The organism is Lujinxingia vulgaris (assembly GCF_007997005.1).
Taxonomy (GTDB): Bacteria; Myxococcota_A; Bradymonadia; order Bradymonadales; family Bradymonadaceae; genus Lujinxingia.
In genome coordinates this window covers 88282-99003 of the sequence record NZ_VOSL01000060.1, presented here as the reverse complement: position 1 = coordinate 99003, position 10722 = coordinate 88282, and the positions used below count along the sequence as shown (strand labels likewise).

The 10722-nt window shown below is 65.0% G+C and carries 8 protein-coding genes; 5 read left to right on the top strand and 3 right to left on the bottom strand.

The features are described 5' to 3' along the window. A partial coding sequence (locus FRC96_RS22275) for a hypothetical protein (protein WP_230470321.1) occupies positions 1-1569 on the top strand: 1569 nt, incomplete at its 5' end. 76 nt (positions 1570-1645) lie between these two features. On the opposite strand, the gene FRC96_RS15920 is transcribed toward FRC96_RS22275, so the two are convergent. Both FRC96_RS15920 and FRC96_RS15915 read right to left on the bottom strand, forming a co-directional pair. Beyond that, positions 1646-1951 carry a hypothetical protein gene (locus FRC96_RS15920; RefSeq protein ID WP_146975893.1) on the bottom strand — a complete coding sequence of 102 codons (306 nt, stop codon included), beginning with the start codon at positions 1949-1951 and terminating at the stop codon, positions 1646-1648. Between the two features lie 106 nt (positions 1952-2057). Next, a complete protein-coding gene (locus FRC96_RS15915; protein WP_230470320.1) occupies positions 2058-3584 on the bottom strand; it encodes an amidohydrolase in 1527 nt (508 codons plus the stop codon). A 139-nt stretch (positions 3585-3723) separates the two neighbouring features. On the opposite strand from FRC96_RS15915, the gene FRC96_RS15910 reads away from it, so the two are divergent. The 4 genes from FRC96_RS15910 to lspA all read left to right on the top strand — a co-directional run bounded on the left by FRC96_RS15910 (position 3724) and on the right by lspA (position 9253). Further along, positions 3724-4719 (top strand): amidohydrolase family protein, encoded by a 996-nt coding sequence (locus FRC96_RS15910; RefSeq protein WP_146975890.1) that lies wholly within the window; start codon positions 3724-3726, stop codon positions 4717-4719. A 5-nt stretch (positions 4720-4724) separates the two neighbouring features. Further along, entirely contained in the window at positions 4725-5546 is an 822-nt protein-coding gene (gene thiD, locus FRC96_RS15905) for a bifunctional hydroxymethylpyrimidine kinase/phosphomethylpyrimidine kinase (RefSeq protein WP_146975888.1), read from the top strand. A gap of 120 nt (positions 5547-5666) precedes the next feature. After that, on the top strand, positions 5667-8519 hold the full coding sequence (gene ileS / locus FRC96_RS15900; RefSeq protein WP_146975886.1) for an isoleucine--tRNA ligase: 2853 nt from the start codon (positions 5667-5669) through the stop codon (positions 8517-8519). Then, entirely contained in the window at positions 8516-9253 is a 738-nt protein-coding gene (gene lspA / locus FRC96_RS15895; protein ID WP_146975884.1) for a signal peptidase II, read from the top strand. Before ileS ends, lspA begins: the two co-directional genes overlap by 4 nt. A 104-nt stretch (positions 9254-9357) precedes the next feature. Here lspA and FRC96_RS15890 read toward each other — a convergent pair whose 3' ends face one another. Then, a complete protein-coding gene (locus tag FRC96_RS15890) occupies positions 9358-10425 on the bottom strand; it encodes a sigma-70 family RNA polymerase sigma factor (RefSeq protein WP_146975883.1) in 1068 nt (355 codons plus the stop codon). Between the last annotated feature and the right edge of the window lie 297 nt (positions 10426-10722).

Here is a 10722-nt window from a genome sequence, read left to right as displayed (position 1 = left end):
CTGGGCCGGCTTCGCGCCGGCGCCCGGGTGAGCGCCCAGCGCGAAGATCTGGCCGCCCCGCTTCCTCCGCGCGGCCCCCGGCGCGATCTTCTGGCCTGGCTGAGCCTCGCCCACCCGCTGCGTGAGGCCCGGGTGCTGGCCGCGCTGATGAAACGACCGGTCTGGGAGGTGGAGGCCGAGATTGAGGCGCTGGTCCAGGAGGGGCTGCTTCCTGAGGAGGGGCAGGATGACGTGATCGTGCCGCTCTTCGACGCGCTCTTTGCCGACTGGAAACTCGATGATCGGCGCAACGCCCATAAGAAGATCGCCGGGGCGCTGCCCGCCGGACATCCCCAGCGCTTCTTTCACCTGGTGCAGGCCGGCGACTCCGCGCATGCCGCCGAAGAAGCCTGCCTGCGCGCTCAAAACCTCGATCGCGACGGGGAGCTCGGCCGCGCCATCGCCCTGCTTGATGAGGGCTGGGCGGCGTTGCGTTTGAGCCCCGATGAGCGCGGCCCTCAGCGCAACCGACTGCTGATGACCTGGGCGAAGATCGCCCTCTCCAACGGATCCCCGCGCGAGCTGGAGCGTTTCCTCGCCGCGATGGAGCGCGCCGGCGAACCCGATGAGCGCCGTCGCCGCATCGAGAAGTTGGTGCGCGCGGCGATCTTGAGCATGCAGGTTCAGGGCACCACCGCTCTGGCCACCATGGACGAGGTCGCGCCCCTCGATGATCCGGAGCTGGAGCTTCGCCGCCAGCGCTTTCGTCTTCAGGCCTCCTGGGGTTGCGAGCGCGAGGTCGGCCAGCGGGTGATGGCCGAGATCGAGGCCTGGGCGAGCGAGCATCCCTGCGAAGAGATCCAGGGCACGGTGCGCGGCTGGATGGGGCTGATGAACTACCGCCAGGCCCGTTTTGAAGAGGCCGCGCGTCTGCACACCGAAGCGGCACGCTTAAAAAGTCGGGTCAGCGCGCGCCTCTCTTCAGCGCTTAATGCGGCCACGTCCTTGCTGGAATGCGGGGAGCTGAAGAGCGCCGAGCACCTCATCCTCAAGGCCCGCAAGCTCGCGGAACGCCGCCACCAGCCGGTGTATATGGTGCGCGCCCGCATTCTGGAGCGTCGCCTGGCCTACCGTCGTGACGATCTCAGCGCGCCGGATGAGGCGTTCATCGCTGCGGCGCGCGAGCTGGCGTTGCCCGAACTCGACGGTCTGCTGGGGCTTGTGGAGGCGGCGATGGCCTTCCGCAGGAACGAGTACGACACAGCGCGCACCATGGCGATGAGCACCTACCAGGCCTGGAGCCGCACCGGCAATATGTGGGGCGCGAAGTTGGCGTTGGCGCTGGCGATCCGCTGCGGCCGCGAGGTCGACTGGATCGAGCAGGCCGAGCTGCTGGAGAGCGCGACGTCCTGTCATTTGCCCAGCGTCGGCGCGCAGATCATCGGGCTTCTGGCGCCTGTGGTCGATGGGGTGCCCGAGGGGGCGCAGCGCTGTGTGGAGCAGCTCGCCGACACTCTGACGCCGGCACAGCGTCGGGCGCGACGCGAGGTCTTGAGCGTGCAAGAAGCGCTCGACGCGCTCAACCTTTAAGGTCAAGCGCGTCGATGGTAACGCTGCACAGTCCCGCTAACGCGCGGTCACTTCAGACGTCCGGCTGCGCCCTGGGTCAGGTCCCGTCCCAGGCGATCTGCGTTTCGATCATGCAGTGGTAATCGGCCGAGCCACCGAGCTGAGCTTCGGCCCATTTTCCGAACTCCCCGGGGGTTTTGAAGTCCTCTTTGATGCGGGTGAACGTCAGAGTTTGGTTCAAGGTTAAAACGAAGGGGAACGTCGTGCCGCCAGCCAGACCGAAATAAGCGGTACGGTTACCAAAACTATCCATTGTGAACCAGGCAAAGCCGTTGCTGGTCCCATTGAGCGAGACTTCATAGCTGCCGGAATCCAGTTCCTGGACCTCAGGATGATTAAACATGATGTACTCCTCCACTACACATCATCGTGAACATAACAATCCCCTCCGCACCGCCTGTCGGTGTGAAGACGTTCACCATAGCGAGTGCAGTTACATAAGTTAAGCTTCAGCGACCCGGTAATCGCGACCAGAGCACCTCGATGTCCCAGATGGCCTCCGGGGAGTCGACATAGGGATCGGCCGAAAGCGCGATGACGTCGGCCAGATAGCCCGGGTGAAGCGCGCCGAGCTGGTGCTCGCGGTGTGAGGCATAGGCCGCGCCGTAGGTGTAGGCGCTGATGGCCTCCTGACGGGTCAGGGCGTGTTCGGGGGCAAAGGGCTGCTCGTCGTAGCCCTGGCGGGTCAGGGCGGTGGCGATGCCGTGCCACGGGTTGGGATCGTCGATGGGGTAGTCGCTGCCTGCGGCGAGTGTGGCGGGTAGAAGATCGCGCCAGGGGAAGAGGCGCTCCAGCTGAGGATCGAAGAGTCGGCGCGGCGCCCAGGGCACATCGCTGCGCAGGTGAATGGGCTGGATGCTGGCAATGACGCCGAGCTCGGCGAAGCGGGCACGGTCGTCGGGGTGAACGATCTGGGCGTGTTCGAGCCGGGGACGAAGCCGCGCTCGGAGCTCGGGGGAAGTGGCCTCAAAAGCGTCGAGGACGTCGCGGGCGGCGGCGTCGCCGATGGCGTGCACGGCCACCTGCCAGCCGGCGCGCATCAGCTCGGGGAGGCGCGCTTTAAGGTAACCTGAAGGTTGGGTCTGCAAGCCCTGGCCACCGGTGCGGTAAGGCTCCAGAAGCCAGGCACCGGCCGAGCCGAGCGCCCCGTCGGCAAAGAACTTGATGGTGCCCACCCGGTGGCCGGCCGCGTTGGCCTGGCGCGGACCGCGCTCTAAGAGGCGGTCGAGAGCGGGGGAGGTGCCGTCGATCCAGAAGTCCACGCGGGAGGGAAGATCACCGTCGGCGATGAGCTCATCGACCAGCTCCAGGCGCTCCATCGAGGTAAAGGCCATCGACGAAAAACTCACCCCGTGGCTCAGGAGGGTGTTGGCGGTGTGGGTAAAGATCAGGCGATCTTCTGCGGCGTCGGCCGGAGGCAGCGCGCGCAGCACCGGCTCCATGGCGTGGTCGATGAGCACGCCGGTCAGCCGCCCGTCGGGGCCGCGCTCAGCGAGCCCGCCGCTTAAGTCGTGCACACGCTCATCAAGCCCGGCGCGGCGAAGTGCCTCGGAGTTGACCCACAGAGCATGCGCGTCCACCCGGTGCAGGCACACCGGCTGATTGGGAAAGAGCTGGTCGAGGAGCGCCAGGTTGAGCGGGTGATCGTCGGCGAAGTTGTTCTCATTCCAGTTTGTGCCCACGATCCAGCCGTCCTGGCGCGGGGCGGCCAGGCGCAGTTCGTCGAGGATCTGCGGCGCGCTCATCCCCCGAAGATCGATCGTGTGCGCGCGCAGCCCGGCCCCCCACAGGTGGATGTGCGCGTCGCCCAGCGCCGGCATCACACACGCCGCGTCGGGGCGCACCACCTCCGCGCTCCGACCGGCCCGCCGGCGCGCTTCGTCGCCGACGGCGACCACGTGTTGACCTTCGATGAGCAGCGCGTTGGTCGTGGTGCCGTGATGATCAAGGTAGATACGGGGGTGTACGATCAACATCGAAAGACCGCCTTTACGTCGGAGCAGAGCAGGGGGCTGACCGCCCCAAAAAAACACAAATTGCCGCATCTTCGCAATCGTGCAACGGTTTTGGCGGCCCACCCTCTCGCGCTTTGCGCGCCCCCCCTTTGAGACGCCTATGATCATCGACGCCCACGTTCACCTGATGGGGATCAACCCGAAGAACGGCTGCTACGTCAGCCCGAACCTCTCCGGCGGCTGGGCGTTTGCCTGGCTGAGTCGCGCGCTGGGGCTGGCCGGGGTCTCACGCGAGGAGCTCGACCACGCCTACGCCGATCAGGTCATCCGCTGGGTCGAGGAGAGCGAGCTCGACGCGGCCGGCCTGCTGGCCTTTGACGCCATCTACGATGAGGCCGGCCATTACGATCATGAGCGCACCCGCGTCTACATCTCCAACGACTACCTCTTTGAGGTCTGCGCCCGCTCGGAGGGCTTGCTTCCCATCGCCTCGGTCAACCCGCAACGCCGCGACGCCATCGATGAGCTCGAGCGGGTATCCGAGCGCGGGGCGGTGGCGATCAAACTTCTGCCCAACTCCCAGGACATCGATCTTAGCCGCGAGAGCTACCGCGGCTTCTGGGAAAAAATGGCCGCGCTCAACATCCCGCTGCTCACGCACACGTCGTTTGAGCACACCATCCCGCCGGTCAATCAGGCCTGGGGAAAACCCGAGCGTCTGCGCCTTCCCCTGGAGTGCGGCACGCGCGTGATCGCCGCACACTGCGCGGGCAGCGGCGTGGTGCACCCCTTTCGCGAAGATTACGACCACTGGCGCCAGATGCTCGACGACTACCCCAACCTCTACGGCGACATCTCGGCGATGGCCTCACTTTCGCGCTTTCCTTACATCCACAAAGTGCTCGGCGATGCCACCGCGCGCAGTCGCGTGATTATGGGCAGCGACTTTCCCGTGCCGGCCAACCCCTGGGTCTTTGCCAACCAGATCGGCTGGGCGCGCGCCCGTGAGCTGCACGCGATGGAGAACCCCCTGCAGCGCAACCTGGAGATCTTCCGCGCGCTGGGCGTCGATGACGCGATGCTCACCCGCGCCGCGTCGGTGTTGTGCCTTCCAGAGGCGGCTGCGGCCCATACCACGCGAGGAGCGGGGGAGTGAGTCCGATGGATGAAGTCAACTCCTCGCCGCCACTCGTGCTGACGATCGCCGGAACCGACCCCAGCGGGGGGGCCGGCATTCAGGTCGATCTGCAGGTGATGCGCGACCTGGGCTGCCACGGGCTAAGCGTGATCAGCGCGCTCGTGTGCCAGAACACCCGGGGCGTGCGCGGCTTCGAAGCGGTGAGCCCGGGCACCTTTCGCGCTCAACTCGACGCGATCGCTGAGGATTTTGATCTTCAGGCGATCAAAATTGGCATGATCCCCGGGCTGGAATCCTTTCAGGTGCTCGGCGCGTTCTTCGACGAGCTCGATCCGGAGGTCGACGTCGTGCTCGACCCGGTGCTCGCCAGCGGCGACGGCCGCCGCGCGCTGCACGCCGAGGGCTGGTTTGAGGGGCTGGAGCGTGTGCGTGAGCGCGTTGACCTCCTGACCCCCAACGTTCCGGAAGCCGCGCAGATCCTGGGGCTTGAGGCGGCCGGCAACGACGCGCTGCGGCTGGCCCGGGAGCTGCGAGAGGCGGGCTGGTCACGGGTGCTCGTCAAAGGCGGGCATCTTCCACATGCCCCCGGACAGGGCGTCGTCGATGTGCTTGCCGATGAGGCCGGCGAGCGCAGTTTTGAGCCACTTTCGCGCGTGGAGGCCGATGTTCGAGGTACGGGTTGCCAGCTCTCCAGCGCCATCGCCTGCCTGCGCGCCCGCGGGCTGAGCTGGGAGGCCGCCATCACCGGCGCGCGGCGTTATCTCAACGCGCTTCTCCACCACAACGCGCAGCGCATCGGTCGCGGACGGCCGGTCGTTGTGCGCGCCAGAATCCAGCCCGATTAAGGGTCATAACACGCGCGAAATCGCGCTCAGGGCCTGCTTTATTCGAGGCGGGCGCTGTGTTAGAAGAGCGCGATTCAGGTGGTGATTTTCCAACCTTTTGGACTGCTAAGGAGTGCCGCTGTGGGCAAGGACTACAAAGATACCCTCAACCTCCCTTCGACCGACTTTCCGATGCGGGCCAACCTGGCCCAGCGCGAAGAAGAGCGCGTGAGCTGGTGGCGAGACGAGGGCATTTATGAGGCGTGGGTTGAGCGCGGCAAAGCCGAAGGCTGGCCGCGTTTTATTCTTCATGACGGCCCTCCCTATGCCAACGGCAACCTCCACCACGGGCATATCCTCAACAAGACGCTCAAAGACTTCGTGGTGAAGTTCCGCAACATGGCCGGCGAGCTCTGTGAGTACGTGCCGGGCTGGGATTGCCACGGGCTGCCGATTGAGCACCAGGTCGACAAAGAGCTCGGCAAGAAAAAGCGCGAAATGACCAAGGTCGAGATCCGCAAAGCCTGCCGCGAATACGCGCAGCGTTTTGTGGACATCCAGCGCGAGGAGTTCCGCCGGGTGATGGGCTTTGGCCAGTGGGACGACCCCTACCTGACGATGTCCTACGACTATGAAGCCACCACGGTGCGCGAGCTTGGTCGTTTCTTCGAAAAGGGGATCGTCTATCGCGGCTTTAAGCCGGTGCACTGGGACTGGGCCGCGCAGACCGCCCTGGCCGAGGCCGAGGTGGAGTACGACGCGTTCACCACCGAGCACGTCTATGTGAAGTTCCCCATCAGCGAGCTCCCCGGGGCGATCGGGGAGGCCGCCGGCGACACGAAGACCTTTGTCGTGATCTGGACGACCACGCCCTGGACGCTGCCCGCCAACCTGGCGATCGCGCTCAACCCGGAGCTCACCTACCAGCTGGTGGCCGTGGGCGATGAGGCTTACGTGATGGCCGAAGGTCTTCGCGATGAGGTGCTCAAAGCCTGCCGCATCGAGGAGCACACGGTGCTCGCGAGCTTTGAAGGCCGCGAACTCGTGGGCGAGCTTGGCGAGGGCAAAGGTTTGAAGGCGCGCCACCCCTGGATGGAGCGCGACTCGGTGCTGCTTCCCGCCGACTACGTCACCCTCGAGCAGGGCACCGGCTGCGTGCACACCGCCCCCGGCCACGGTCAGGAAGACTTCGAGCTCGGGCGTCACTTCAACCTCGGGATCGTCTGCCCCGTCGATGATTATGGGAAGTTCCGCGGCCCGGATGTCGAAGAGTTCGCCGGCACCCAGGTCTTTAAGGCCAACCCCATCATCCAGCAGAAGTTGGCCGATATGGGGCTCCTGCTCAATTCGCCGGGCGACAAGGTCACCATCGATCGTTACCCGCATGGTTGGCGCAGCAAAAAGCCCGTGATCTTCCGCGCCACCGAACAGTGGTTTGTGGCGATGGAGCCCGAGGGCGCCGGCCTCGACGAAGGCTTTGAGCTTCGCAAAGCGGCGCTCGACGAGATCGAGAAGGTCAACTGGGTTCCCGGCTGGGGCCGCGACCGCATCCACGGCATGGTCTCCGGCCGGCCGGACTGGTGCATCAGCCGCCAGCGCAGCTGGGGTGTGCCCATCACCGTGATGTACTGCCGCCACTGCAACGAGGCGCTGGCTACCCGCGAGATCGCCGATCACGTGGCCGACCTGGTCGAAGATCACGGCGCCGACGTGTGGTTTGAGCGCGACGCGAAAGAGCTCGTGCCCGAAGGCACCGCTTGCCCGAGCTGTGGTGGCGACGACTTCCGCAAAGAAGAAGACATCCTCGATGTGTGGTTCGACTCCGGCGTGTCCTGGTCGGCGGTGCTCGACCGTAAGATGGGCGTGGGCACCCGCGCCGACCTCTACCTCGAGGGCAGCGACCAGCACCGCGGCTGGTTCCAGTCCAGCCTTCTGGCCGGCATCGTCTCGCGAGGCCACTCGCCCTACAGCACCTGCCTGACCCACGGCTTTGTGACCGACGAAGACGGCCGCAAGTACTCCAAGTCCAGCAAAAACTTCGAGCCGCCCCAGCGCATGCTCGATCAGTACGGCGCCGAGATCTTGAGGATGTGGGTCGCAGCGGTCGACTACCGCGGCGACATCACCCTCTCCACCGAGATCCTCAAGCGCATCTCGGATGCCTACCGCAAGGTGCGCAACACCTTCCGCTTCTTGCTCGGCGGGCTGGAGGGCTTCGACCCCTCGCAGGCGTTGCCGCTCGATGAGCTCGAAGAGATCGACCGCTGGGTGCTTCACCGCACCGCCGAGGCGATCGAGCGCATTGAGGAGGCCTACCGCGGCTACCAGTTCCACACCATCTACCACACGCTGGTGCAGCTGGTGACGGTGGACCTCTCCAACGTCTATATGGACGTGACCAAAGACCGCATGTACTGCGAGGCTCCGGGCTCGCGCGAGCGGCTAAGCGGTCAGACCGCCTACTGGCTGGTAGTCGATGCGCTGGTCCGCGCGGTCGCGCCCATCCTCTCATTCACCTGCGAAGAGGCCTGGGAGCATCTTCCTCACGGCGAAGCGGCCGAGAAGAGCGTCTTCCTCGCCGGCTTCCCCGCCCACACCGGCGCCTGGAAAGACGCCGAGCTCGGTGAGCGCTGGGAGCAACTTCTGGAGGTGCGTCAGGAGGCCCAGAAGGCCATGGAAGCCAAACGCGCCCGGAAGGGCGAGCGTAAAGAGGGGCAGATCGGCAGCAGCCAGGAGGCGCATCTGACGCTCAAAGCCTCCGGCGCCACGCTGAGCCTGCTGCGCAGCTGCGAGCAGAACCTGCCGGCTTTCTTCATCGCCAGCGCGGTGGAGATCGAAGAGGCCACCCCGGCCGAAGGCAAGATCGTGGAGGTCGGCGTGGTTCCGGCTTCCGGGCAGAAGTGCCCCCGCTGTTGGAACTTCTGGATCGAGGCCGGCAGCGACGATGAGGTCTGCCCGCGCTGCGCCAGCGTGCTTGAGGTGATCGAAGGATGAAGAACGCGTCGCTTATGAAATACGGGCTCTTCGCCCTGATCGTGGTCATCGGCGTGGCGCTCGACCAGTGGTCGAAGTGGTACGCCGAGAGCTGGCTTGCGACCGAGCGGCCGGGCTTCTTCTCGCACCCGATCGTGCTGGAAGTGCCCGAGCAGGCCGAGGGCACCACGGTGGAGGCCTACCTCACCGAGACCTTCGAGGCGAACAGCCCCGAAGAGGTCAAGACCATCGCCCAGCTCTACACCCGCACCGAAGACGGCCAGCAACTTCACCCGGAGAGCGAGCTTGAGGCCGGGCAGGTGATCGAGGTGACCAACCGCGAAGTCACGGTCATTGATGGCTACTGGGACTTTCAGTACACCCGCAACCCGGGCGCGGCCTTTGGCATCTTTGCCGATAAAGACAGCTCGTTTCGTGAGCCCTTCTTCCTGGCGGTGAGTCTTCTGGCGGTCTTCATCATCCTGGGCCTTCTGCGCGGGGTGCAAAATGACCAGCGCCTGCTGCTCTGGGCGCTGGCGCTGATCGCCGGCGGCGCGCTGGGGAACTTCATCGACCGCGCGCGCTACGGCTATGTCACCGACTTCATCGTCTGGAAGTACACCGACGCCCACCGCTGGCCGACCTTTAACATCGCCGACGCGCTCATCTGCGTGGGAGTGGCCTTCATGGTCATTGAGATGATCCGTGATGTGATGCGCGAGCGACGTGAGGGCGCGCAGATCGAAGAGGTCTGAGCTCGACCCGCATCGCTTGAAGATCAAAAAAGCCGCCCCGAATCTCGGGGCGGCTTTTTCGTTTTCTGGCTGCCAGGGCGTCGCGGCCCCGGTGCGATTCGGCATCAGCCGAGCTGATCGAGGAAGTCGAGCTTGACCTCATCACCCAGGCGGTCGAGCAGAAAGCGGCGGAAGTCGTCACGGATCTGCACCTCGACCTGGCGGATGCGCTCTTTGGAGACGCCCCAGTACTCGCCAAGATCGACCAGACTACGGGGCTCCTCGGCGATCATACGATCAAACCAGATGGTCATCTCGCGCTCATCGTCGAGGTTCTCGCCAAAGGCGTTGATGGCCTCGCGCAGGCGTGTGGCCAGGTCATAGTCGGTGACCAACTCCTCGGGGTCGGCCGTCTCCGAGTGCATCAACTCGCCGACGGTGGTCTTCTCATGCCCCGGCGCCTGGGCGTCGAGGTAAACCGGCGGGGCGTCGAGTTGGGCGGCCACGCGCACCACCTCGCTCTCATCGACATCGAGGTAGTCGGCGATCAGCGCCGGGGTGGGGTTGGGGTGCCCCTGACGCATCAGCTCACGGCGCGCCTTTTTGAGGTTATAAAAGAGCTTACGCCCGGCGCGCGAGCTACCGATCTTGACCGGGTGCAGATGATTCATCAAGTAGTTGAGAATCATCGCCCGGATCCAGTACTGGGCGTAGCTTGTGAATTTCACGCCGCGGTACGGATCGTAGCGCGTGACCGCCTCGGCCAGTCCCACGTTACCCTCCTGAATCAGGTCGAGGAGGTTGGTCCAGCGCCGCTGGTATTCGCGAGCCAGCTTCACCACCAGGCGCAGGTTGGTGAGGATGAGCATCTTGCCGGCGTTGCGGTCGTTTTCGTTGACGTAGCGCTCGGCCAGCTCCTGCTGCTCATCGGCGGGCAGGGGCTCGATGTAGTTGAGGCGGGCCAGGTAGGCGGTCAGCGGGTCGGCGCTGGCCGGCAGGTTGAGATTGGAGCCACGCATCATCGGCAGGCTCAGGTCGCCAAAGAGCTCGGAGGCGTCATTGAGCGAGCCGGCATCAAGCCCCATCTCCTGATCGGTGCCCTTGAGCTTGACGCTGCTGTGCTTGGCTTTGTCGACGAGCACTTCAACGTTCGAGGTGGTCGATTCGTTGGGTTTGGGATTTTGGGTAGTCATAAAGTCGATACCCCCTTCACGGAAGTTGTCCGGACCCGGGTGTATCGAAGACCCGGAGCGGACCAGAATGCGAACTCACCTGCAGAGATGCTGCGGTGAGGATCGACGTTTCAAAGATCTCGCAGACAAAACACCACGGCCGACTGTTCTATTCGACGTCGGGGTGTCGCCACGGCAGGAAGACCTGAACGACGATCAAACTAGAAATCTAGGCACCGCGTCCGCCCGGACACATCCCGGCGAGCATAGCGCGGCCTGGGCGCAGTGCTCTGACGCGGTATGAGGCGGTCGTCTTAC